This is a genomic window from Metabacillus schmidteae (assembly GCF_903166545.1).
In the GTDB taxonomy this organism is placed as follows: Bacteria; Bacillota; Bacilli; order Bacillales; family Bacillaceae; genus Metabacillus; species Metabacillus schmidteae.
This window is the reverse complement of the sequence record NZ_CAESCH010000003.1, coordinates 89022-110914: the sequence shown is the minus strand read 5'-3', so window position 1 is coordinate 110914 and position 21893 is coordinate 89022. Positions and strand designations below refer to the sequence as shown.

The following is a 21893-nucleotide window of genomic DNA, read 5'->3' as shown; positions in this document are numbered from 1 at the left end:
TTACCCACCTATCTTTCTACTGTAGTTTTCTATCCCAAAGGTAAAGAGACAAGATTATTAATCCTACAAAAAACCACTGCTCCATCGAGAAAATAAAAATCGTATTTTCATTGATTAGAACCAATGAGAGTATTATTTTGTAGAATGAAAATAAGACGATGACAGAAAAAAATGATTTATATGAGGATAGAATTTTTTGAACTAGAATGAGTATCAAATTAGTCAACGAATAAATGCCAAAAAGAACATGATAAATGAAATTATCCTCTACAAAGGTGGCGGATAAAAAGTGATAGACAGACAGCACTGAAAAACTAAATAGTAAGCCGTATTTCAAAGTAACTAGCATTGAAATATCTAATTTCCTTGCTTTATAAATAAAGTAGTAGATTGAAAAAATAATAGCTAAAATTAAGCCACTTCTTCCTCCTGTAAAATACAACAACGACAAAGGACTTTTTATTACTAATGAAGGTTCCGTAAGAAGTAAGCTACCTTTCCAAATAAAAAAGCCTAAAAACACGCTATTAGTTAATAAGTCAAATACTGCCTTATTATGTTCCCTATTCGGTAAGCGTAGGAGCAATACTTTTATAAAAACTATTCCAAATAGAATTGCCACTCCAAGAAGAAACCATTTAAGGAGAATCGTAAATGAACCGATTTGAATGATATCCATGGGTACCTCCAAAAAAATTGCTTGATGTTTACACAAAAAGGGGCTGTTTAGCCCCTCTTCTTAAAAGATTCTTTGAAACAAGACGATGACTCCTACCAGGAGCCAGACTAAAATCCCTGGTCATATGGGTGGGAAAAATGACCGTGATTTTTTGTTAGGAATTCCTCAACTACCTTTGCCACAGTTGTTATGATCTTTATTCATATTATCAGCCTACTCCATTACTTATTTTATAATTTCTCCCTGCCATTCTTGAATACCGCCACTTACACTTACAACATTACCATAACCATAGTCTTTTAAAATGTTTGCAGCTTGAAGACTTCGTTTCCCACTTCTGCACAATAGAACGATTTCCGCATCTTTAGAAAGACCTTTATAATCGGATTTTAATGTGCTTAGTGGAATGTTTTTCATCCCTTTAATATGACCTGCTTCATATTCATGGGGTTCACGCACATCAACAAAGATTATGTTACTTGATTTGGGATCCTGTAATTTTTGCTCCAACTCATTAATTGAAATTGTTTTAATGCTATTATTTTCAAACTGGGTATAGCCAAAATATAATACTAAAATGACAAGGGGTAGATATAATGCTATTGTTTTAATCTTCAAGGAAACTCCTGCTTTCAGATGTACTTATAGTGTAAGGACAATAAATTGCCCGCCACCCAATATGGTCTTGGTATAATCAATTTTGACATTATTAAAATATGGTTTACTTGTTTCATGTACTAAAAAACTTATGCCATCTTGTTCAATAATCTCATCATTTTCTAAAGCTGACTCTTCCAGAGCCAGACGAAGCTGAGGTCCCCCTCAACCAATGCCCATTGCAAGACGAATAAATGGTTTTTTTACATCTTTAACTTCTTGTTTTATTTTTGATATCGCAGCATCTGTAATTTTAATCAACGTTATTCCTCCTCAATATTTAAAAATGTACAAACAAATCCGCTGAAACTGCCTCATTTAAAACCCATTTAATGGGGACTTGCTCAGCTGGGTACTTAAATTGCGTATGGTCCTTTATATCTAAGTCCACCACATAAAATTTAACGCCAGATTCAACAGCTATCTCAAGTAAATCGTTAATTGAAGGTGCGTTAAAATCAGCTAGAGCATTAGACAAGTATTCAATTCCATCCGATGGAATAGGAATGTATTTTTGATCTAAAATGTTTACTCCTTTTCGTGAGAAGGCTAAGATCACATCAGCCCCGGATGAAGCAGCTCCAACAGCAACATTTAAAGGTGGGTAAGCAGACTCTAATTCATCATGAAGTGCTAAAACGACAACTTTTTTCGTATTCATGTTTAGTCCCCCTCTTAAAAACTTAAAACAGCATCAGCTTGGTAGGCTGTTTCTAAAAAGGTAACAACGCCCGCGAGTTCTGCCCCTTCTATTAATTCCAAACCATCAGCAATTAACACATTCATTTGACAACCATACAATTTAATTCCCGCATTTAAAGCCAAGTTAAAAAGTAAGGATAGATCTACTCCATGTGTTCTCGTCATTCTTTTTAAATAACGTTTATCTAAAACACGCGCTCCATCAAGATCAAAAAATATGGCGACTTCATTTTTTTGTTCAACCATTTCGATTGATTTCTTCAACACATAGGGAACATTTGAGCTTAACGATACAAAATAAACAAATTTCTTGTTCGTCATTATAACCCCTTCTTTCAAACCTACTATGAATACACTTTATTTTCCCCTGTTTTTACAAAATATCTAACCAAATCTTAACGGCAGTAGCTCCAATTAATAACGCTAAAATGACTTGCAACACTTTGGTATTTACTTTTTTTCCAGCCATTGCACCCAATGGGGAAGCAATTAAACTTGCAACGATCATAATAAAAGCTGGGAAGTAGTCAATTTGTCCGGTCGTAATTTTACCTACTGTCGCTCCGATTGATGAAATAAACGTAATCGCTAGAGAAGAAGCGATCGTCATTCTTGTTGGAATTTTTAATACCACTAACATGATTGGCACTAATAAAAAGGCTCCTGCTGCTCCAACGATCCCAGCCCCCACCCCTACAATAAGGGCTAATAGTGCTGCAAGCCATTTGTTAAATTTCACCTGATCTAATGGAATGTCGTCTATTCCCTTTTTCGGAATAAACATCATCACTGCTGCAATTAAGGCTAATATCCCATAAATTAAATTAATGCCTCCTTCAGACATTAACTTTGATCCAAATCCTCCAACAAAACTACCCACTAAAATACTAGCACCCATATACATAATTAACGTTTTATTTAAATATCCACCTTTTCGGTAAGCCCAAACTCCACCAATAGTTGCAAAGAATACTTGAATCGCACTTATGCCTGAAACTTCATGTGCAGTAAATGCTGCTAAGCCAAATAACGGTGGAATATATAATAACATTGGGTATTTAATAATAGACCCGCCGATTCCTAACATTCCTGAAACATATGATCCAATAAATCCTATTAAGAAAATCGTAATGATGAATCCAAAATCCATGGTGTTACCTCCTTTTGAAAAAAGGGAACCCTACATAGGCTCCCCTTATTTTTTAACCTTTTTTAATCCAAAATTTAAATACATCATTTTCTTCTTCATGCTTAATTAGTTCATGACCACCAGATTTTGCCCAAGCTGTTAGGTCGTTTTTAGCACCTTTATCAGTAGCATGAATTTCTAGAATTTCACCTGATGCTAATTCATTGATTGCCTTTTTTGTTTTTACAATTGGCATTGGACATGCTAATCCTTTTGCGTCTAATACTTTAGTTGCTTCCATTTCGTTATTCCTCCTAAAATAAGTTTTTATCGAACCGCACAACGGTTTGGTCCAATTTCCATTTCACGTTGTTTTTCATCATCTGGGTTAATTTTCCCCATGTTAGTTTCACGAATTTCTTGATACGCATTTGGTTGTGGTGGTAGGTTTTCTGTTACTAATTTTCTGAATTCATTTTCGTCCTCGATGTTTAGACCATGATTTTTTGCAAATAGTGTCCCTAATTTTTCTGATACACTACCATCGTCATTCAATTCATCAATGATCATAAAGTGCGCTGGTAGAACAACTAGTTCTTCTGAAAGCTCTCTGTAACGGATGTACAAACTTTCTCTTAAATCTGCTACCCAGTCTTCTGCCATCCCAGCTAAGTCTGGTCTGCCGATTGAATCGATGAATAGGATATCACCTGATAATAAGAACTGAGAATCCACAACAAACGATGTAGAACCAATTGTGTGACCTGGAGAATACAGGGCATGAATATCGATGGCAGTATTTCCGATTGTTACCACATTTCCATCTTCTAAAGGCTTATACTCAAATGTGACTTCTGTTGCATCCTTTGGTGGTAACCAATACGTAGCACCTGTTCTCTCAGCAATGACTCTTCCACCAGAAATGTGGTCAGCATGAAGATGCGTATCAAATACATGCGTAATTTTTGCACCAATTTCTTTTGCAAAATCAAGATAAATATCAGTCATACGAGTTGCATCGATGATAGCTGCTTCCCCATTTGAGACGACCATGTAAGATAGGCAGCCCTTACCGATACGAACGAACTGATACACTTCACCTCCATCGTTTAAGTCCCCGACCTTCACAGGCTCTAAGTACTCACTCCACGCTTTCATCCCACCTTGCAGGTAAGAAGCCGTTAATCCTTGTTCTGATAACATCTCTGCCACCATTAATGAAGATCCTTCTTTTGCACAAACGACTAAAACTTCTTGATTAGCCGGGATTTTATCTAAGATTCCTTCCACTCCATCCAGTAACTCGAAATACGGAATATTATAATAGTCGAAGTTTTCTCCTTCAATTTTCCAATCTTGAAAGTCACTTTCATTACGAACGTCTAGAATAAATAATGGTTCTTTATTAAATACTTTTTTTGTTACTTCTTTTGAAGTCATAGCCTTTACAGTCATATCATTTTACCCCCTATGGTATATTTAAATTCAAAAAAATAATTAATTTTTATTAAAACGTAAGAGTTACATCTGCATCTTTTGCAAATTCTAAAAAGGTTACAGCTCCACCCACTTCAATTCCATCCACAAATGCTTCCTTTTCTAATCCCATCACATCCATTGTCATTTGGCAACCAATGAATTTGACACCCATTTCTTGTGCCATTGCCACTAACTCAGGTATAGCTGGTACGTTTGCTTTTGCAAACCCTTCAGCAAAATGCTCTTTCCCCTCTGGCATTGGTAGTTGTGTGTATGCCTCTTTATGAATTAAGTTTAATCCTTCAAATGTAAAGAATATGGCAACTTCCTGATCAGATGCTGCTGCAGCTGTTGCGATATTAAAAACTTTATATGCATCAAATAATCCACCATTACTTGCTATAATTGCTACTTTACTCATTCTTAATTCCTCCTAGTTTCTTAATGCTAGCATTATATTATTTGGATCATAACCAACAACCCACTTGCCATTTACCTCTGTTTGAGGCACACCCAGTTGTCCGGTCTTTGCGACTAGTTGGTTCATAATCTCTGGGTTTTCTTCAACATTTACCTCTTTAAAAGGTATAGTTTGATCTGCCAAAAAGTTCTTTAGCATAACACAATACGGACAGCGTGTGGTTGTGTATACCGTTACTGTGCTCATATCAAATTTCCCCTCCTTATTTATTTAAACTATTGGTTTTGCCTGACCAAGCACTCATCCCTGGCACAACATTAATCACATTTGCAAAACCTTTTTCAGCTAATTTTTGAGCTGCGAGATCACTACGGTTTCCAGTTCGACACACCACATAAATCTCATCAGCTGTATTAAGCTCTGAAAGACGATCCTCTAACTCTCCTAACGGAATAGAGATGGCGTTTGGAATATGGTTGAATGCGTACTCCGCTGCTTCTCTAACATCGAGAACAACAATATTCTCGTTAACATCTAGTTTTTTCTCCAACTCTTCATTGCTTGTGATGTTAGGATGTTTTCTTTCAATTGTTCCATCATTGGAAGATTTTCTAAGGTAATGCTTTAACACATCTCCTTGTTCAATTGTGCCTAGATACTGATGTCCAGCGCTTTTTGCCCATGCTTCAAGGTCAGCTTTTGACCCTTTATCTGTTGCTTGAACCTCTAAGACTTGACCAGATTGTAACTCATTCATTGCCTTTTTTGTTTTGACGATAGGCATTGGGCAAGCTAGGCCCTTTGCATCTAATAAAAGATCTGTTTTTAATGAATTCATAATATAAAAACCTCCTGTTTATTACCCTTACGAGTATATTGACTTCTAAAAAAAATCACCTTATTTTGTTTCGCCTTCCCACGCAAGCATTCCGCCTGTCATGTTGGTTACCTTAAACCCATGACTTTCAAGAAATTGACAGGCGCGACCACTACGTGCACCAGAACGACAAACCATGATATAGTCTTGAGACTTATCTAATTCATGCATACGGAATTCTAATAACCCTAGTGGAATGTGGATCGCTCCTGGGATTTTCCCAGTTTCAACTTCATCCACTTCACGAACATCAATCAAGTTTAATGGTTGACCTTCTACTAACGATGTTTCCACTTCTTTTGCTGTTAGTTGTTTCATTTTCTCTCCTCCTTTTTATCTCCAGGCACTCATACCACCTTTTACATTTGTCACGTTCGTAAATCCTAATTTTTTTAATATTTTAGTAGCATTTTGACTTCTCATTCCACTTTGACAAATAACAACTACTTCTTTGTCTTTTGATAGTTCCTTCTCCGCTTTTTGCGCAAGTTGTTGGAGTGGGAGATTTTTAAATCCTTTAATGTTTCTTCCCTTAAACTCCCCAGGAGTACGTACATCAACAAATTGTTTATTCCTATCTTTTAATTCATTCTTTAAATCTGTTGTTGAAATCTGTCTAACACCTTTAGCCGGGATGATTCGTTTAATGATAAATAACAGAAAGAGTCCAATGATTAAATAATTTAGATATTCCAAACTTACTCCCTCCTTTTATGTAGGGGATAATCCCCCTAACGTGTTTAGATAAATAGGTTTACATTTCCATCTTCTGCATCAGCTAAATATGCAGCTACACCTGCATACTCGATATTATCTAAAAGTTCTTCTTTTTGAAGTCCTAATAAATCCATTGTCATCGTACAAGCAACGAGCTTAACATCTTGTTCTTTTGCCATTTCAATTAAGTCTGAAAGTGGCATTGCATTATGCTTTTTCATTACATCTTTAATCATTTTAGGACCGAAACCTGCAAAGTGCATTTTTGACAGACCCATTTTTTCAGCACCTCTTGGCATCATTTTGCCAAACATCTTTTCCATGAAACCTTTTTTCACTTCAATATCTTCATCCTTACGTAGAGCATTTAATCCCCAAAATGTGTGGAAAATAGTTACTTCATGATCATAGGCAGCTGCCCCGTTTGCAATAATATAAGCAGCCATTGCTTTATCATAATCACCACTAAATAATACGATTGTTGTTTTTTTTGTTTCTGTCATGTTTGTTCCTCCTCTTGTTGTTTACCCATTAGGGTATTTTTCTGTATAAAAAATTTTCCTTTTACCTTTACCCCTATGGGTATAATATTATTAAAAATAAAAGAGAGTGTCAACCCCTTTATTTCTATCTACTTCTTACAAGCAGATTGACAGCTTCTTTTAATAGTTCTTCTGTATTTTTCTCACCAATTTCTTCGGCGTTACGAACACATTCCACTAAATTTGAACTGACGACAACTCCAATCGTCCGATCAATCGCTGTTCTTGCTGCAGACAACTGAGTAATAACATCTTTGCAGTCTTTATTTTCTTCCATCATTCTCAAAATTCCTCTAAGTTGTCCTTCAATGCGCTTTACTCTGTTTTTCATTTGGTCGTTGTATTCCATCTGTTTTCCCCCTTAACAATAACTTTCTTTATTTAATTGATTTTCCTTTAATACTGTTTGTGTTTGATTTGTAATTAAATAGCCAACGACCTTAAAATCTCTTTTGCGTAAGAAACGAATCGCTAGATTCCTTTCAAGGCGGTTTGATGCCACTACAATCAAGTCACTTTTTGGGATTTCTGAATAAAACCTATTAAGGTATGCCACTGGAACATTGATGGCTCTTTCTATTGGGCTGTTATGAGACTCAATATAATCTCTTACATCTACGACTATTGATGTTCCCATATCAACGTGATTAGTTATATTTTCAACCCTAAAAACGGGAAAATGTCTTTTAAAAAGAGCAACAATAATGGCACTCATTATTATAGCAACTATCATATGCTGTCTCCTTTACTAATAAAAAAAGGAATGTCTTACAACGTTTATATTATACCCATTAGGGTATATTGTCAATACCTTTAAATTTATTTCTTTTTAACTTTGTAAGAATAATTTTGATGTATCAGATACCCTTCTTTTATTTGTGGATATATACCATTGATAACAAAAAATGAAGATTAGAAATATATCGATCACATCTCCACCATAATACATTAGCACTCCACCCATCTCGGCTTGGGAAATTGGTACACTCTTTGGGGGATGGGCATAAATATACTTTGATAGAATACCGTGGATGCCTGAGGCGATTATTAAAACAATAGAACGATAGAGGAAACTTGTTCTATGGGCAACTGGATCAATATAGATCATGGATACTGTAAAAAGGTATCCTGCTATGAATACATGAACGTGTATAAAGACATAAAGATATAAATTCCCGTGCATTTGTGCGTATAAGTCCGTTGTATAGAGTACCCATAGTCCTCCAATATTTAGAAGCGATGCGATAAAAGGATCACTTACAATGCGGACCGGGTAACTTTTTAATATCTGTGTAAACCGTCGTGCTAATTTCACAGACAGAGTTCTTAAAAAAAGCGTCATCGGTGCAGAAAGCGCAATAAGTAGAGGTCCTAACATCCCAAGAAATAAATGACCTAGCATGTGTATTTTAAGATCCATATGGGCTTGTTCAGCTACCGGTCCCACTACAGCAAGTGCTACAAACAGAACCCCTAAAAGCCAAGATAACGTTCGGTATGGCGACCATTTTTTATGCTTTCGATTGGATAAAACAACTCCCATTATATAAAGAATAATCATTAACACAAATACCAAAATGAAGAAATAATCTAAATAACTATAACCGGAACTATCAATGTGATTGTGATCCACTAAGAATTTCCTCCCCTTGGGATAATTGCTTTCTTGTGCGAAATACGAGAATCACCCCAACAATAATGAGTGCTACAGCAACTAAATTCCACACTAAGTCGTAAGGAAGTATTTCTACATTGTAACGAATCTGATGTATTCTCATGAACTTGTGTTGGATGATACCATCATACAAATTAAAGCCTCCAGCCCCAAGCAATATTCCTCCCCACCATCTTGCAAGCCAAAAAGCATTTCTGCGGCGAAGGTCTGCAAACATAAAAGCTGAAAAGATGGTCGCAAACCAACTAAAAGCATGAAACAGACCATCCGAAACTAGTCCAATATCAGTTGTTGATTTATCATAGAAGTGATGCCAGTGTAGTAGTTGATGAAAAACCGTTTCATCAATAAAAGCTACAAGACCAAGCCCAAATAAAAAGCCACCAAATAAATTGCGATTCGCAAAAATAAACTTTTGTTTTGAGTTTTTAATAATATTCATCCATTTCCCTCCTATATGTTCATATTTAATTATTTTGTCCATTCAACCATTACTTTTAAACAATAGGTGATGAAGAAGGATTTTGATTCTGTTTTCATAATAAAAGAACACTCATAAAGTCACGAGTGTTCTATAAAAAATAACCCAATATCAGCTTTTATTTAGTATCTTCTTTAATGCTTCCTTCTCTTCAAATATTTCTGTTGCAGTCCTAACGCCAAGTCTCCTTATCAGTGGTAATGGAGGACACCACCCCTGTAAAGAATGTTGGATCATAAATACACTTGTTATTCCTGACAATGCCATCCATTTTTTATTGCTTAATAATCCAAGTAAAGATGATATCAATACAATTGATGCAAAGTTAAGTTCTAAAACTCTTTCGGTATCCCATTCATAATTTAATTCTTTAATACGTTTATCTATTTCTTTTTCAGTTTTCCCGTAGTAATTGTTGATATTATGTGCAGTTTTTCGTTCTATATCATTATTGATTCTATCATCTGTGTTTAACTTTACTTTAGTCGTAGTTGGTGGAAATAGATCTCTCATACATTCCCATCCTCTCGTTGATTGGTATATAAACCCATTGAGTTTTTTAAATAAATCTTCTACAATACCTAGTATAACAATAGGAATTAATGGGTATAGGAGGAACCTAATATGAAACGTTTTTTCAAATCTTTTTTCAATGAAAAATGCCCTACTTGTAATAAAAATTTAGTCAGCGATAAAACGAACTCATTACTCTCAATTGTAATCAAATCATGTCCAGATAATCATTTTCAAAAGGAATATCATCCTGCACTTGAGACATACGTTGAAAGTAATAAGGTCTCTTAAAATAAAATATCAGACCAAATTTTAATTGAAGTAGCTAATATGAGTAATGCCAAAATCCATTGTAGGATTTTGGTATTTATTTTTTTACCAAAATTAGCACCAAGTGGCGAAGCGATTAGGCTTGCTACAACCATGATTAACGCTGGATAATATTCGACTTGACCTGTTGTAATTTTCCCAACAGTTGCACCAATAGACGAGATAAACGTAATAGCTAAAGAGGTCGCTATCGTCATTCTAGTTGGAATTTTCAGCACTACGAGCATGATAGGAACTAAAATGAACGCACCAGCAGCACCAACAATTCCCGCACCCACCCCAACAATTAATGCAAGAACAGCTGCGAGCCATTTATTAAACTTCACCTGATCATGTGGGATCTCATCGATTCCTTTTTTAGGTAAGAACATCATCACAACGGCGATTAAAGCTAGAATTCCATATACAATGTTAATTCCACTTTCGGTCATGAGCTTTGAGCCATATCCACCAATAAAACTACCAATTAATATGGCAACACCCATGTATATAATTAACGTTTTATTCAAGTACCCTCCTTTTCTATAAGCCCATACTCCCCCTATTGTGGCGAAAAAAACTTGTACGGCGCTAATTCCAGATACCTCATGTGCACTAAATGCAGCTAATCCAAACAGTGGTGGAATGTATAAAAGCATGGGATATTTAATAATCGATCCACCAATTCCTACCATTCCGGATATGAAGGATCCAATAAAACCGATAAGGAATATAACCACGATAAATCCAATATCCACTTTCTTTTTCCTCCAATCAAAGGGGGAGGGTAACCGTTTAAAGGTACCTTCCCCTAAATTCTATCCTTTTTTTAACCAGAACTTATAAACACCATTTTCTTCTTCATCTTTTAGCAATTCGTGTCCACCCGATTGTGCCCATGCAGTCAAGTCATTTTTTGCCCCTTTATCTGTTGCATGAATCTCAAGGATCTCTCCTGAACTTAATGAATCCATTTCCTTTTTTGTTTTTACAATTGGCATTGGACAAGCTAGCCCTTTTGCATCTAATACTTTTGTTGCTTCCATCTCTTTTCCTCCTATCTCACTGCACAGCGATTTGGTCCAATTTCCATTTCCCTTTGTTGTTCTTCTTCTGGTTTGATTTTACCCATATTTGTCTCACGAATTTCTTGGTATGAATTCGGCTGTGGCGGAAGATTTTCTGTCACCGTTTTTCTGAATTCAGCTTCATCATTAATATTTAATCCATGATTTTGTTGATAAAGTACACCAAGTTTTTCTGAAATACTTCCATCATCATTCATTTCGTTAATTCCCATGTAATGGGCAGGTAAGACTAGAAGATTATCAGCTAGCTCTTTGTAACGTTGATAAAGGGTATTTCTTAAATCTCCTACCCAGTCTTCAGCTTTACCAGCTAGATCAGGGCGACCAATGGAATCAATAAATAAAATGTCACCTGTTAACAAATATTGATCATCAACGACAAAAGATGTACTACCAATGGTATGCCCAGGAGAGTAAATGGCTTTTATGGTTGTCTGTCCAACCTTGTATTCATCGCCGTCATTAATTTGTGAGTAGTTAAATGTGACTTCTTTAGCATCCTTTGGTGGTAAATAATAGGTTGCACCATGTTTTTCAGCAAGTTCTCTACCACCAGAAATATGGTCAGCATGCAAATGAGTATCTAAAACGTGTGTTAACGTAATATTATGTTCCTTTATCATCTCTTCATATGGAGACAACATTCTGTTAGTATCAATTATTGCCCCTTTTCCGTCAGACTCAATTAAATAGGAAAGGCAGCCTTTTCCAATCCGTACAAATTGAAAGATGCTTCCTCCATTTTTCAAATCACCAATCTTTATTGGCTCAAGGTGTTCACTCCAAGCCTTCATTCCGCCTTCTACTGAGTAAACATCTGTAAACCCCTGTTCCATTATTTGTTCGGCGACAAATTCTGATGCACCACCTTTAGCACAAATGACATAAATTTCTTTGCTCTTTGGTAGTTTATCTAATATTGAATCGACTCCTTCTAATAATTCAACGTAAGGAGAATTGATTACCTCTATATTGCGCCCTTCTATTTTCCAATCGTCAAAATCGCTGGTATTACGGGTATCAAGGATGAAAAGGTCTTCATGATTAATGACTTTCTGGGCTAAATCTTTAACAGATATTGTTTTCAGAGCTGTTGTTGTTCCCATGTGTCTCCTCCTTTTACTTTTCTAAAAGTTGAGTAATCGTTTCCGGATCATACCCTAAAACCCACTCACCACTAATTTCAATTTGAGGGACTCCCATCTGACCTGTTGTTTCAACCAATTTATCTCCTGCTGCAGGATCTTCTTGCACATTTACTTCTTTAAATGCGACACCTTGCTCATTTAAAAAGTTTTTTACCATTACACAATAGGGACAAGTGTTTGTGGTATAGACAGTAACATTCTTATTCATCATTCTTCACTCCTTTAGAACGTTAGCGTTACGTCAGCATCTTTAGCAAACGCTAAAAAGGTAACTGCACCGCCAACATCAATCCCTTCTACAAAATGCTCTTTTTCTAAACTCATAACATCCATTGTCATTTGGCACGCAATCATTTTCACACCCATCTCACTCGCCATTGCAACAAGCTCTTCAACTGGTGGAACATTCGCTTTTTTAAATCCTTCTTGATAATGTTCTGTTCCTGTAGGCATTGGCAAATTTTTATGACCTTCTTTATGAATGAGATTTAAGCCTTCAAATGTAAAAAAGATTCCCACTTCAGCATCAGTAGCAGCTGCAGCCGTTGCAATATTGAATACTTTATAGGCATCAAACATCCCACCGTTTGAGGCAATGATAGCTACTTTCATTATTATTCCTCCTTGTTTAATGATTTTTATCGATAGGTCCTGTCCAGTCTTTCATTCCAGGAACTACATTTTTAACGTTGTTAAAGCCTTTTTCGGTTAACTTTTGTGCAGCAAAATCACTACGACTACCCGTTCTACAAATGACATGTAGATTGTCTACATTGTTAAGTTCCTCAAACCGATTTTCTAATTCACCAAGTGGGATATTAATAGCACCCGGTACATGACCGAATGCATATTCAGCCGGTTCTCTCACATCTAAAACAGTTATTTTTTCATTTCCATCTAATTTCTTTAATAATTCATCTAAATGAACCACATCCGGATGTTTTGCTTCAGGTTTTTCTTCTTCTGAACGAACTTTTCGAAGATAATGTTTTAAGGTCTCTCCCTCTTCTACAGTTCCTAAATACTGATGACCGGTACTAGAAGCCCAAGCCTTTAAATCAGCTGTTGAACCTTTATCGGTAGCTTGAATTTCCATCACTTCACCTGGTTCAAGGGTGTTCATTTCTTTTTTTGTTTTTACAATTGGCATCGGGCAAGCCAGTCCCTTTGCATCTAACACCCTATTAACTGTAACTTCCATTGAGATTCCTCCTTCTTGGGTTACGGTTTTTCGACTTCATCTTCCCAATTAAGCATTCCACCAACCATATTTTTCACTTTATACCCCTTATCTTGCAAAAATTCAGCAGCCATTCCACTCCGATTCCCCGATTGGCATACCATAAAATGCTCCTTGTCTTTGTCAATTTCATGTAATCGATTTTCAAGCTCTCCTAAAGGAATATGGTAAGCACCTGGGATTCTCCCTTGTGCAACTTCTTCATGTTCACGAACATCGATAATACTTTGTGCTTTTCCTTGCCTTACTTTTTCAGATACTTCTTTTGGTAAAATCTCAGCAACTTTTGACTTAGTATTCATTTCGTCACTCCTTATGTTGAAGTAATACAAGTCATACTTAGAATTCTCTTTTATCGGTTAAATATGTTTATTTGCCACGTCCATATAAATCCAAAATAAGCTTCTAATTGTAACTTTTATCACACTAATTGATTTTAGTAATGTTAATATCACAATACTAACAGGGGTATAAAGTTGAACTGGAGTGATTAAAATGAATAAAAAAATAATAATAGTAGGTGGAGTTTTAGGTGGAGTTTAATTTTGTTTGAAATATTAGGTGGATTAACCTTAGGGCTATAAAAGACATTTATTCGGGAAAGCAGTAAAAGTGAATGTCTAAACAAGGAGGAAAACAAATGAAAATAAAAACAAATCAACGTGTCGTTGCCGTTTTAGCCTTACTCCTTCTTGCCGGATATGGTGGCATCGATCATATGATGTACTCTGGTGGCATAAGCCCAAATATGTATGCTGGACATGATGGCAGTACCGGAAATGCAAGATGGCATGATAGAAATATTTCAAAGTCCTGAAATGATAGATACGATAAATAAAATAGTAAACGAAAAATAAAAAAAAGGACGGCGATAGTTTTTTATCGTCGCCCGTTTTTTTCAAAGTAGTTATAAAATATTTATTTCTTGACTGGCAAATTCACAGTTTCTATATACTTTTATTAATACAATTAATTAAACGATCCTCAATATCTTTTGCAAGCTTTATGATTTCATCATTATTCACAAGCTTAATAAGTGCTGTTGGTCTAGGCATCCCTATCTTAGTTTGCCCATTGTCACTGTAAACAACAATTTTACATGGTAAAAAATACCCCACTAATAAGTTTTCATTTAAAACTCTCTGAGCTTCATGTGGATTACAGACTTCTAAGACCTTATATTCCTGATTAAAATCTAGTCCCTTCTCTTGAAGTTTGTCTTTGATATCAAACATCCACAAAACGCCAAACTTCTCTTCTTTCAAATTAGTTTCTAAACTTGTTACTGCTTCATTAATACTCTTTTTTGTTTCAACGGTATAGTCAAACATTTTTTATCCTCCTTAAAATTTAATGTTTTTAGCAATTATTGCATAAATTGATTGATTTAAATGCACAAGTTTTGGATGAAAGCCGTTTTGTTCTAATAACTTTTTCATGGTTATAGACGGTACTTTCTGTTCTATTGAAGGTCCTATCTCTGATTCCACCGCTTCCCATTCTAACAATACAAACATTCCACCTGGCTTTATAATCCTACGAATTTCTCCGAGTGCAGCTTTTATATCAGGCACTTCATGTATGACAAAAGCTATTAACGCTTTATCTATCTACAATATTCTTTTCCAATTTTATATCCTCAAGATTACTTTCAACATACCTGATATTACTTATGTTCTCCTTTTCTGCACGTTCCATTAATAATTTCAACATCCTGGGTTCAATATCTACAGCATAAACCATCTTAGATTTTTTCGTTAGTGAAAGTGTAAAATAGCCGTTACCCGCACCTAGATCAGCGACATTTTCAAACTCTTCAAGTTCTAATAATTCCAATGCCTTATTGGGTGTTATAAGCTTTTTTCTCTTTGGATCAAAGAGCCTATATGCTCTATTTGGATCAGTTCGATGAGACAGAATCATCCCCCCTTCCATTATATACGTATACCCGTAATGGTATATATTAATTATAAAATGAGTAATAAGATACTACAAGCCTTAAGTTTGGTCTTTGTCGTACATTGAGTAGGATTTTTCAATAAATCTTTTATATTGATTCAATACTCTGTTCCTACCTTATTAATGTTTCATTCATTCGAACTGCTGTTATGATTCCTGCAATTAGAGGTAATAGAGCAACTAAACCAATTGCCCAACTAATATTAAGCATATCTGCAATAAATCCTGCAAATAATGCTCCAAATGCATATCCACTATCTCTCCAAAAACGATAAACTCCCATTGATGAGGCTCTCCATTCTGGTTGTGCTATATCACTAATTGAAGCTTGTAAGGTTGGATATACCATTGCGGTTCCTAGTCCTAGAAGAATAGCTGCTATGAACCATAGGCTATATTCGTTTACAAATAAAATCATCCACAGAGAAAGAGCTTGAAGCCACATTCCACCAACAATGAACCACTTTCGTCCGATCTTATCACTTAACGCTCCGGTAAACAGTTGGAAAAATCCCCATGAAGCTGGATAAATCGCAACTAACACTCCAATTTCTGATACGGTTAAGCCAACACCTGTAAAGAATAATGGGAAGAGTCCCCAAGCCATACCATCTTTAAGGTTTGTGCTTAATCCTGCAAAAGTGATGCTAGATAAACTTTTATTCTTAAACGTAGTTATTTTGAACACTTCTTTTGCAGATAAAGTCGGACCATTATTGGATGATTTTGTTTGAAGCTTTATATGTTCTTCTGTATCTCTTACAAGTAATGATAAGATAAAACCGATTACCACAATAATAATACCTAAATAAAATGGTTCGGGGCGGTTAGAAAAATTTGTTGCAACAAAACCAGAGACACCAGCCATTACAGCTACTCCTATATACCCTGCAAATTCATTTAACCCTACAGCAAAACCTCTTTGAGTAGGTTTCGATAAATCAATTTTCATATTTACGGTCATGGACCAAGATAATCCTTGGTTGATACCTAAGAAAATATTTGCAACTACAATCATCCACCATGAGGTCGCAAATATAACCAGCAAAGGAACTAATAAGCCGATACTCCAACCGATAAGAAGGACTTTCTTTCTTCCTAATCGGTCTGCGATAGCACCTGCAAAATAATTCACAATAGCCTTTGAAAATCCAAAACTAATAATAAAAGATAATGCCGCACTAGCCGATGCCAAACCAAAATCTTCTTCACCAATAATCGGGAGAATGGTTCTTTCTAAACCAACCATTGAACCAACAAAGAAGTTCGTAACAACTAGAAGTATGAAATTTATTAAATTTTCTTTAATTCCAATTTGTACTTTACTCAAACCATTCACCTCCAAAAAGGGAGAACCAAATAGAGGTTCTCCACTTTATTATTTTCCTTGATTTGTTTTTCTCATCTCTTTAAAACCTTCTGGTTGTGGTGGTACGTTCGTTGTCATAAAATCAACAAATTCCTTCTCGTTATCAAATCTCATTGCTTCATTGTGACGTTTTTCAAATCCAATGGTTGAAGAAGGTTTCCCACTTAAACCACGTCCACAAACTGATCCTGAAAACGCTCCAGGATAAATTTCAACATGGTCTTCTAATTGAGTGATCTTTTTTAAGCTTTGATACAAATCTTTTGCCCCTTCTTCAATAGATACAGCCAATTCAGTTCTACCTGCATCTCCAACCATTAACGTATGACCTGTTAAGACAAACCAAGGTTCATCAGCTCGACGTTTATCAGAAACCACGATAGAAATGTGCTCTGGTGTATGACCTGGGGTATGCAAGAACTTTAATAGTGTATTTCCAGCTAATAATTCATCCCCGTCTTCTACTGGAGTAAAGTTAAAGCTTGTTTCTGCTGAAGAATGAAGGACATATTTTGCACCTGTTTTCTCAGCTAATTTTCTTGCACCTGATACATGGTCAGCATGAAGATGTGTATCAATTACATAAACAATATTCATGCCTAACTTTTCAGCTTCTTCTACATAAAAATCAACTTGATCTTCTAGTGGGTCTACCACCACTCCTTGTGATTGACTTCCACACCCAAAAAAATATGATGCTGCTACTGGATTAGTGTGTAAATATTGACGAAATAACATTTTTAATTCCTCCTTAAAATTAATGAATATAATCAGATTGTTTCCACTCATGAACCCCTTCTTCCATGCGATAAGCTTCGTATCCAAGGGAGTTTAATGTTTCTACTGCTTGTGTTGCAAAAGCACAATAAGGTCCACGACAATAAGCAATTATTTTTTTATCTTTTGGAAGAGAAGAAATATGCTCCTCTAGATCTTCAACAGGTATCGATAGAGCTCCCGTAATATGTTGATTTTTATATTCATCTTCTGGTCTAACATCAATTAGAACAGCCTCACCATTTTGTATCTCTTTCAACATATCTTTAAGATGAACCATTTTAATCCTTTCATCTCTTCCTATATAACCTTTTCTTACGTGTGTAATATCACTAAACTGCATTTCGGCTAAATTTTTAATCGAATGCAGGAGTTCAATTACGTTATCATCTGTTAAAGAGTAGAATACAAAGTTTTTATCCTTACTAAATTTAACTAATCTAGCCTCTAGTAGTGCCTGAAGGTGTTTTGATGTATTTGCTACAGACATCTTTGCTTCTTTGGATAACCTCTCCACTGTTTTTGGTCCTTGAGATAAATAATCTAATAACTCAAAGCGCTTAGGACTAGATAGAGCTTTACTAATTCGAGCAAATTGACTGTAAACAAGATCTTTAAATTCTCTAGGTTCCATATAATCACCTCTAATCTATTCAACTTATTGATTGAATAGTTGAATTGTATAATATATGATTTAATTTGTAAAGTGGTTTGCTAAGTGGAAAAATATAGTTTGAAAAATTTAATGTATTTTATTATTAACCAAGCTGAGAAGATTAAATGATATATAAAGTTAATAATGAAACTAGGAAGGATATGCTTTAGCCAAAATGTTTGCTGCAATCGTTAGATTTTCCGAAGAGGTATAGGGTCTTTTTATTTATAAAAAAACACCGCAAACCACGGTGGAAAAAGAAAAACCATTAATAATGGATAGCTGTTTATCTCTTTTTATTTCTGCTATCTTTCTTGCAATAACTTAATTTAAGACATTATTTATTGCGCAGTATTTAGTCTACTACGTAATTAGAGATACTCCACAATCGGGGCCTTATATGGAATAAGGAGTGACTAATTGTTCACTTCTGACAGCTTTCTATATAATGAAGCCCTAGATACATTTGTAATTTCACAAATTTGATTTACAGTCATATTTCCTTCTTTATATAGCTTTACTGCATAATTCATTCCTGCGTGATTTTTATGATATTTCTTTAACCGTCCTTTAAACTTCCCTTCTTTCTTTGCGAGCTCAATTCCTTCACGCTGACGCAAACGAATAAGGTCTCGCTCTAATTGGTTAACACCAGCCATTACCGTAATTAAGAATTGGCTGTATGGATTATCTTCTGATAAATCTAGCCATGTATCCTTAAGTGATTTTAAGCTTGCCTTTTTATTTCGTATTAAATCAATCAATTCAAATAAATCTTGCGTACTTCGAGTGATCCGAGTTAAATCTGTAACATAAATAACGTCACCTTCCTGTAAATCCTCTAACATTTTTTGAAGTTGTTCACGATCCTTTGTGGCTCCTGAAATTTTTTCTTCATAAATAATATCCATTCCAATTTCGTTCAATTGCTGAAATTGCCTTGAAGGATTTTGGCTAGTCGAACTGACGCGTATATAACCGATTTTCTGCAAAATTTCACCTCGTTTTTGAGACAAGTCTTATGAGACACTCTTAACTATGATTTTATCAGTCTACTATACTTGTATCAATAGAGTACACTCTATTGATATATAATTGAACTAATTAATTGAAAATACAGAAATGGGTGATACTGAATGAAAATTGCGAGAGGTAGAGAATTGCTTACAACGGAACAGAGACAGGCTTTAATGCAAATCCCTGAAGATGAATGGATACTGGGGACCTACTTCACTTTTTCCAAACGGGATTTAGAAATAGTTAATAAGCGAAGGAGGGAGGAAAACCGTTTAGGATTTGCCGTTCAATTAGCTGTTCTTCGGTATCCCGGTTGGCCATACACTCATATCAAAAGCATCTCAAATTCGGTCTTACAATATATATCGAAACAGATCGGTGCTAGTCCATCTTCGCTTAGTCATTATCCTCAAAGGGAAAATACACTTTGGGATCATTTGAAAGAAATTCGAAGTGAATACGACTTTATAACTTTTACCCTGAGAGAATATCGAATGACATTTAAGCACCTTCATCAATTAGCTTTGGAAAATGGTGATGCTATTCATCTACTGCATGAATGCATAGATTTTCTAAGAAAAAACAAAATCATACTGCCTGCTATCACCACACTTGAAAGAATCGTGTGGGAGGCAAGAGCAATGGCTGAAAAGAAGCTATTTAATACGGTTAGTCAGTCTCTAACAAATGAGCAAAAAGAAAAACTTGAAGAGATCATAACTTTGCAGCATCCATCCGAATCCAATAAAACAATATTGGGTTGGTTAAAGGAACAACCGGGTCATCCTTCACCTGAAACATTCCTGAAAGTGATAGAACGACTTGAATACATACGAGGCATAGGATTAGAAACAGTTAGCATTAGTCATTTGCATCGCAATCGTCTATTACAGCTATCTCGTTTAGGTTCAAGATATGAGCCTTATGCATTCCGTGACTTTCAAGAAGATAAACGCTATTCGATATTAACCGTCTATTTATTAAATCTTACTCAGGAGTTAACTGATAAAGCTTTTGAAATCCATGACAGACAAATACTCAGTCTGTTATCAAAAGGCCGTAAGGCTCAAGAGGAAATTCAGAAACAAAACGGTAAAAAGCTGAATGAGAAAGTTATACACTTTACGAACATTGGACAAGCTTTGATCAAAGCAAAACAGGAAAAATTAGACGTTTTTGAGGTTTTAGAATCCGTTATCGAATGGAATTCTTTTGTCTCTTCAGTCGAAGAAGCTCAGGAACTTGCACGTCCTGCCGACTATGATTATTTAGACTTACTGCAAAAACGGTTTTATTCACTAAGAAAATATACGCCAACGCTATTAAGAGTATTGGAATTCCATTCCACAAAGGCAAATGAGCCACTTTTAAAGGCTGTTGAGATTATCCGAGGAATGAACGAATCCGGAAAACGAAAAGTGCCTGATGACTCACCTGTGGATTTTATTTCAAAACGGTGGAAAAAGCATTTATACGAGGATGATGGTACAACAATCAATCGTCATTACTATGAAATGGCTGTTTTAACAGAACTTCGGGAGCATGTTCGGGCAGGAGATGTTTCCATTATTGGCAGCAGACAATATAGAGATTTTGAGGAATATTTGTTTTCGGAAGATACATGGAATCAAACGAGGGACAATACGAGATTATCAGTTAGTTTATCATTCGAAGATTATATAACGGAGAGAACCAGCAGCCTTAATGAAAGGTTAAAGTGGTTAGCTTCCAATTCCAACAAGTTGGATGGAGTTTCTCTTGAAAAAGGAAAGCTATCACTCGCACGCTTAGAAAAAGATGTTCCAGAAGAGGCAAAAAAGTTTAGTGCAAGCCTTTATCAGATGCTACCAAGAGTAAAATTAACCGATTTACTCATGGATGTTGCTCATATAACTGGATTTCATGAGCAATTCACTCATGCTTCTAATAATCGAAAACCTGATAAGGAAGAAACAATCATTATCATGGCTGCCCTTTTAGGAATGGGAATGAATATTGGCTTGAGCAAGATGGCCGAAGCCACACCCGGACTTACATATAAGCAACTAGCCAATGTATCTCAATGGCGCATGTATGAAGATGCAATGAATAAAGCCCAAGCCATATTAGTAAATTTTCATCATAAATTGCAATTGTCCTCCCATTGGGGCGACGGTACAACATCCTCGTCAGACGGTATGAGAATGCAGCTAGGTGTTTCATCACTACATGCAGATGCAAATCCACATTATGGAACTGGAAAAGGAGCCACCATTTATCGTTTTACTAGTGATCAATTCTCTTCTTACTACACAAAGATTATTCATACAAACTCAAGGGATGCGATTCATGTTTTGGATGGATTGTTGCACCATGAGACGGATCTAAATATAGAAGAGCATTATACAGACACAGCCGGTTATCAATACCTTTTTGTAAAAAAATTAAAATTATTATGTGTTCTTTCATTGTAGACATGT

At 35.6% G+C, this 21893-nt stretch carries 34 protein-coding genes and 1 pseudogene; 3 read left to right on the top strand and 32 right to left on the bottom strand.

Annotation, left to right across the window (positions count from 1 at the left end; all coding sequences use genetic code 11):
* Positions 1-16 precede the first annotated feature (16 nt).
* From HWV59_RS26210 to HWV59_RS26125, 18 genes are all read right to left on the bottom strand, one after another.
* Positions 17-679, bottom strand: coding sequence for a hypothetical protein (locus HWV59_RS26210; protein WP_016204387.1), 663 nt, complete (start codon positions 677-679; stop codon positions 17-19).
* A 225-nt stretch (positions 680-904) separates the two neighbouring features.
* A complete protein-coding gene (locus tag HWV59_RS26205) occupies positions 905-1297 on the bottom strand; it encodes a rhodanese-like domain-containing protein (RefSeq protein ID WP_019380827.1) in 393 nt (130 codons plus the stop codon).
* A gap of 319 nt (positions 1298-1616) precedes the next feature.
* Entirely contained in the window at positions 1617-1997 is a 381-nt protein-coding gene (locus HWV59_RS26200) for a peroxiredoxin family protein (protein ID WP_016204390.1), read from the bottom strand.
* A gap of 14 nt (positions 1998-2011) precedes the next feature.
* On the bottom strand, positions 2012-2359 hold the full coding sequence (locus HWV59_RS26195; RefSeq protein WP_016204391.1) for a DsrE/DsrF/DrsH-like family protein: 348 nt from the start codon (positions 2357-2359) through the stop codon (positions 2012-2014).
* 52 nt (positions 2360-2411) lie between these two features.
* The gene (locus HWV59_RS26190; protein ID WP_016204392.1) at positions 2412-3188 is read right to left on the bottom strand and encodes a sulfite exporter TauE/SafE family protein; all 777 of its coding nucleotides are present in this window, start codon (positions 3186-3188) and stop codon (positions 2412-2414) included.
* Positions 3189-3240: 52 nt separating this feature from the next.
* Entirely contained in the window at positions 3241-3468 is a 228-nt protein-coding gene (locus HWV59_RS26185) for a sulfurtransferase TusA family protein (protein ID WP_016204393.1), read from the bottom strand.
* A 26-nt stretch (positions 3469-3494) separates the two neighbouring features.
* Positions 3495-4622: an MBL fold metallo-hydrolase gene (locus tag HWV59_RS26180; protein WP_016204394.1), complete on the bottom strand. Its 1128-nt coding sequence runs from the start codon at positions 4620-4622 to the stop codon at positions 3495-3497.
* 52 nt (positions 4623-4674) lie between these two features.
* Positions 4675-5067, bottom strand: a complete 393-nt coding sequence (locus HWV59_RS26175) for a DsrE/DsrF/DrsH-like family protein (RefSeq protein WP_016204395.1) — start codon at positions 5065-5067, stop codon at positions 4675-4677.
* A 12-nt stretch (positions 5068-5079) separates the two neighbouring features.
* Positions 5080-5313, bottom strand: coding sequence for a glutaredoxin family protein (locus HWV59_RS26170; RefSeq protein WP_016204396.1), 234 nt, complete (start codon positions 5311-5313; stop codon positions 5080-5082).
* Between the two features lie 16 nt (positions 5314-5329).
* Positions 5330-5905 (bottom strand): sulfurtransferase TusA family protein, encoded by a 576-nt coding sequence (locus tag HWV59_RS26165; RefSeq protein WP_016204397.1) that lies wholly within the window; start codon positions 5903-5905, stop codon positions 5330-5332.
* Between the two features lie 60 nt (positions 5906-5965).
* The gene (locus HWV59_RS26160) at positions 5966-6262 is read right to left on the bottom strand and encodes a rhodanese-like domain-containing protein (protein WP_016204398.1); all 297 of its coding nucleotides are present in this window, start codon (positions 6260-6262) and stop codon (positions 5966-5968) included.
* A 15-nt stretch (positions 6263-6277) separates the two neighbouring features.
* On the bottom strand, positions 6278-6640 hold the full coding sequence (locus HWV59_RS26155) for a rhodanese-like domain-containing protein (RefSeq protein WP_016204399.1): 363 nt from the start codon (positions 6638-6640) through the stop codon (positions 6278-6280).
* A 44-nt stretch (positions 6641-6684) separates the two neighbouring features.
* Positions 6685-7164, bottom strand: a complete 480-nt coding sequence (locus HWV59_RS26150; protein ID WP_016204400.1) for a DsrE/DsrF/DrsH-like family protein — start codon at positions 7162-7164, stop codon at positions 6685-6687.
* Positions 7165-7288: 124 nt separating this feature from the next.
* Positions 7289-7552: a metal-sensitive transcriptional regulator gene (locus HWV59_RS26145; RefSeq protein WP_016204401.1), complete on the bottom strand. Its 264-nt coding sequence runs from the start codon at positions 7550-7552 to the stop codon at positions 7289-7291.
* Positions 7553-7564: 12 nt separating this feature from the next.
* Positions 7565-7936 (bottom strand): rhodanese-like domain-containing protein, encoded by a 372-nt coding sequence (locus HWV59_RS26140; protein WP_016204402.1) that lies wholly within the window; start codon positions 7934-7936, stop codon positions 7565-7567.
* Between the two features lie 96 nt (positions 7937-8032).
* A complete protein-coding gene (locus HWV59_RS26135; RefSeq protein WP_019380825.1) occupies positions 8033-8836 on the bottom strand; it encodes a cytochrome c oxidase assembly protein in 804 nt (267 codons plus the stop codon).
* The gene (locus tag HWV59_RS26130; protein WP_016204404.1) at positions 8817-9320 is read right to left on the bottom strand and encodes a DUF2243 domain-containing protein; all 504 of its coding nucleotides are present in this window, start codon (positions 9318-9320) and stop codon (positions 8817-8819) included. Before HWV59_RS26130 ends, HWV59_RS26135 begins: the two co-directional genes overlap by 20 nt.
* Before the next feature lie 150 nt (positions 9321-9470).
* Positions 9471-9872, bottom strand: a complete 402-nt coding sequence (locus HWV59_RS26125; protein WP_016204405.1) for a DUF2892 domain-containing protein — start codon at positions 9870-9872, stop codon at positions 9471-9473.
* A 111-nt stretch (positions 9873-9983) separates the two neighbouring features.
* Between HWV59_RS26125 and HWV59_RS27195 the strand changes: the two genes are divergently transcribed.
* The gene (locus tag HWV59_RS27195) at positions 9984-10163 is read left to right on the top strand and encodes a hypothetical protein (RefSeq protein WP_016204406.1); all 180 of its coding nucleotides are present in this window, start codon (positions 9984-9986) and stop codon (positions 10161-10163) included.
* On the opposite strand, the gene HWV59_RS26120 is transcribed toward HWV59_RS27195, so the two are convergent.
* Genes HWV59_RS26120 through HWV59_RS26090 form a run of 7 tightly spaced genes read right to left on the bottom strand, consistent with a single transcriptional unit; the run spans position 10160 to position 13959 of the window.
* Complete coding sequence (locus tag HWV59_RS26120; protein WP_019380822.1) at positions 10160-10939, bottom strand: sulfite exporter TauE/SafE family protein; 780 nt, start codon at positions 10937-10939, stop codon at positions 10160-10162. The two genes, HWV59_RS27195 and HWV59_RS26120, sit on opposite strands and share 4 nt — an antisense overlap.
* A gap of 60 nt (positions 10940-10999) precedes the next feature.
* Positions 11000-11227 (bottom strand): sulfurtransferase TusA family protein, encoded by a 228-nt coding sequence (locus HWV59_RS26115; RefSeq protein WP_016204409.1) that lies wholly within the window; start codon positions 11225-11227, stop codon positions 11000-11002.
* An 11-nt stretch (positions 11228-11238) separates the two neighbouring features.
* Positions 11239-12375, bottom strand: coding sequence for an MBL fold metallo-hydrolase (locus HWV59_RS26110; protein ID WP_016204410.1), 1137 nt, complete (start codon positions 12373-12375; stop codon positions 11239-11241).
* 13 nt (positions 12376-12388) lie between these two features.
* Positions 12389-12625: a glutaredoxin family protein gene (locus HWV59_RS26105; RefSeq protein ID WP_016204411.1), complete on the bottom strand. Its 237-nt coding sequence runs from the start codon at positions 12623-12625 to the stop codon at positions 12389-12391.
* A 14-nt stretch (positions 12626-12639) separates the two neighbouring features.
* Positions 12640-13029, bottom strand: coding sequence for a DsrE/DsrF/DrsH-like family protein (locus tag HWV59_RS26100; RefSeq protein WP_016204412.1), 390 nt, complete (start codon positions 13027-13029; stop codon positions 12640-12642).
* Positions 13030-13045: 16 nt separating this feature from the next.
* On the bottom strand, positions 13046-13618 hold the full coding sequence (locus tag HWV59_RS26095) for a sulfurtransferase TusA family protein (RefSeq protein ID WP_016204413.1): 573 nt from the start codon (positions 13616-13618) through the stop codon (positions 13046-13048).
* A 20-nt stretch (positions 13619-13638) separates the two neighbouring features.
* Positions 13639-13959, bottom strand: coding sequence for a rhodanese-like domain-containing protein (locus tag HWV59_RS26090; protein ID WP_016204414.1), 321 nt, complete (start codon positions 13957-13959; stop codon positions 13639-13641).
* 314 nt (positions 13960-14273) lie between these two features.
* Here HWV59_RS26090 and HWV59_RS26085 point away from each other — a divergent pair, with 314 nt between their 5' ends.
* Positions 14274-14474 (top strand): hypothetical protein, encoded by a 201-nt coding sequence (locus tag HWV59_RS26085; protein WP_142385654.1) that lies wholly within the window; start codon positions 14274-14276, stop codon positions 14472-14474.
* 130 nt (positions 14475-14604) lie between these two features.
* On the opposite strand, the gene HWV59_RS26080 is transcribed toward HWV59_RS26085, so the two are convergent.
* From HWV59_RS26080 to HWV59_RS26050, 7 genes are all read right to left on the bottom strand, one after another.
* Complete coding sequence (locus HWV59_RS26080; RefSeq protein WP_019380820.1) at positions 14605-14988, bottom strand: DUF302 domain-containing protein; 384 nt, start codon at positions 14986-14988, stop codon at positions 14605-14607.
* A 12-nt stretch (positions 14989-15000) separates the two neighbouring features.
* Positions 15001-15174 carry a hypothetical protein gene (locus HWV59_RS26075; protein ID WP_016204417.1) on the bottom strand — a complete coding sequence of 58 codons (174 nt, stop codon included), beginning with the start codon at positions 15172-15174 and terminating at the stop codon, positions 15001-15003.
* A gap of 85 nt (positions 15175-15259) precedes the next feature.
* The gene (locus HWV59_RS26070) at positions 15260-15580 is read right to left on the bottom strand and encodes a class I SAM-dependent methyltransferase (protein ID WP_016204418.1); all 321 of its coding nucleotides are present in this window, start codon (positions 15578-15580) and stop codon (positions 15260-15262) included.
* Between the two features lie 148 nt (positions 15581-15728).
* Positions 15729-16946, bottom strand: coding sequence for an MFS transporter (locus HWV59_RS26065; RefSeq protein WP_016204419.1), 1218 nt, complete (start codon positions 16944-16946; stop codon positions 15729-15731).
* A 48-nt stretch (positions 16947-16994) separates the two neighbouring features.
* Positions 16995-17723 (bottom strand): MBL fold metallo-hydrolase, encoded by a 729-nt coding sequence (locus HWV59_RS26060; RefSeq protein WP_016204420.1) that lies wholly within the window; start codon positions 17721-17723, stop codon positions 16995-16997.
* Between the two features lie 19 nt (positions 17724-17742).
* Positions 17743-18396, bottom strand: coding sequence for an ArsR/SmtB family transcription factor (locus tag HWV59_RS26055; RefSeq protein WP_016204421.1), 654 nt, complete (start codon positions 18394-18396; stop codon positions 17743-17745).
* A 437-nt stretch (positions 18397-18833) separates the two neighbouring features.
* Complete coding sequence (locus HWV59_RS26050) at positions 18834-19409, bottom strand: recombinase family protein (RefSeq protein WP_016204422.1); 576 nt, start codon at positions 19407-19409, stop codon at positions 18834-18836.
* 144 nt (positions 19410-19553) lie between these two features.
* On the opposite strand from HWV59_RS26050, the pseudogene HWV59_RS26045 reads away from it, so the two are divergent.
* A pseudogene (locus HWV59_RS26045) lies at positions 19554-21836 on the top strand (Tn3 family transposase); the annotation flags it as partial.
* Positions 21837-21893 lie beyond the last annotated feature (57 nt).

Coding starts and splice junctions, on each gene's coding strand:
- HWV59_RS26105 (WP_016204411.1), bottom strand. CDS start 12,625: ATGAATAAGAATGTTACTGTCTATACCACAAACACTTGTCCCTATTGT.
- HWV59_RS26075 (WP_016204417.1), bottom strand. CDS start 15,174: ATGTTTGTATTGTTAGAATGGGAAGCGGTGGAATCAGAGATAGGACCT.
- HWV59_RS26085 (WP_142385654.1), top strand. CDS start 14,274: ATGTCTAAACAAGGAGGAAAACAAATGAAAATAAAAACAAATCAACGT.
- HWV59_RS26095 (WP_016204413.1), bottom strand. CDS start 13,618: ATGGAAGTTACAGTTAATAGGGTGTTAGATGCAAAGGGACTGGCTTGC.
- HWV59_RS26210 (WP_016204387.1), bottom strand. CDS start 679: ATGGATATCATTCAAATCGGTTCATTTACGATTCTCCTTAAATGGTTT.
- HWV59_RS26100 (WP_016204412.1), bottom strand. CDS start 13,029: ATGAAAGTAGCTATCATTGCCTCAAACGGTGGGATGTTTGATGCCTAT.
- HWV59_RS26130 (WP_016204404.1), bottom strand. CDS start 9,320: ATGAATATTATTAAAAACTCAAAACAAAAGTTTATTTTTGCGAATCGC.
- HWV59_RS26090 (WP_016204414.1), bottom strand. CDS start 13,959: ATGAATACTAAGTCAAAAGTTGCTGAGATTTTACCAAAAGAAGTATCT.
- HWV59_RS26125 (WP_016204405.1), bottom strand. CDS start 9,872: ATGAGAGATCTATTTCCACCAACTACGACTAAAGTAAAGTTAAACACA.
- HWV59_RS26200 (WP_016204390.1), bottom strand. CDS start 1,997: ATGAATACGAAAAAAGTTGTCGTTTTAGCACTTCATGATGAATTAGAG.
- HWV59_RS26055 (WP_016204421.1), bottom strand. CDS start 18,396: ATGGAACCTAGAGAATTTAAAGATCTTGTTTACAGTCAATTTGCTCGA.
- HWV59_RS26170 (WP_016204396.1), bottom strand. CDS start 5,313: ATGAGCACAGTAACGGTATACACAACCACACGCTGTCCGTATTGTGTT.
- HWV59_RS26160 (WP_016204398.1), bottom strand. CDS start 6,262: ATGAAACAACTAACAGCAAAAGAAGTGGAAACATCGTTAGTAGAAGGT.
- HWV59_RS26180 (WP_016204394.1), bottom strand. CDS start 4,622: ATGACTGTAAAGGCTATGACTTCAAAAGAAGTAACAAAAAAAGTATTT.
- HWV59_RS26190 (WP_016204392.1), bottom strand. CDS start 3,188: ATGGATTTTGGATTCATCATTACGATTTTCTTAATAGGATTTATTGGA.
- HWV59_RS26150 (WP_016204400.1), bottom strand. CDS start 7,164: ATGACAGAAACAAAAAAAACAACAATCGTATTATTTAGTGGTGATTAT.
- HWV59_RS26175 (WP_016204395.1), bottom strand. CDS start 5,067: ATGAGTAAAGTAGCAATTATAGCAAGTAATGGTGGATTATTTGATGCA.
- HWV59_RS26145 (WP_016204401.1), bottom strand. CDS start 7,552: ATGGAATACAACGACCAAATGAAAAACAGAGTAAAGCGCATTGAAGGA.
- HWV59_RS26110 (WP_016204410.1), bottom strand. CDS start 12,375: ATGGGAACAACAACAGCTCTGAAAACAATATCTGTTAAAGATTTAGCC.
- HWV59_RS26140 (WP_016204402.1), bottom strand. CDS start 7,936: ATGATAGTTGCTATAATAATGAGTGCCATTATTGTTGCTCTTTTTAAA.
- HWV59_RS26070 (WP_016204418.1), bottom strand. CDS start 15,580: ATGATTCTGTCTCATCGAACTGATCCAAATAGAGCATATAGGCTCTTT.
- HWV59_RS26195 (WP_016204391.1), bottom strand. CDS start 2,359: ATGACGAACAAGAAATTTGTTTATTTTGTATCGTTAAGCTCAAATGTT.
- HWV59_RS26115 (WP_016204409.1), bottom strand. CDS start 11,227: ATGGAAGCAACAAAAGTATTAGATGCAAAAGGGCTAGCTTGTCCAATG.
- HWV59_RS26060 (WP_016204420.1), bottom strand. CDS start 17,723: ATGTTATTTCGTCAATATTTACACACTAATCCAGTAGCAGCATCATAT.
- HWV59_RS26185 (WP_016204393.1), bottom strand. CDS start 3,468: ATGGAAGCAACTAAAGTATTAGACGCAAAAGGATTAGCATGTCCAATG.
- HWV59_RS27195 (WP_016204406.1), top strand. CDS start 9,984: ATGAAACGTTTTTTCAAATCTTTTTTCAATGAAAAATGCCCTACTTGT.
- HWV59_RS26080 (WP_019380820.1), bottom strand. CDS start 14,988: ATGTTTGACTATACCGTTGAAACAAAAAAGAGTATTAATGAAGCAGTA.
- HWV59_RS26165 (WP_016204397.1), bottom strand. CDS start 5,905: ATGAATTCATTAAAAACAGATCTTTTATTAGATGCAAAGGGCCTAGCT.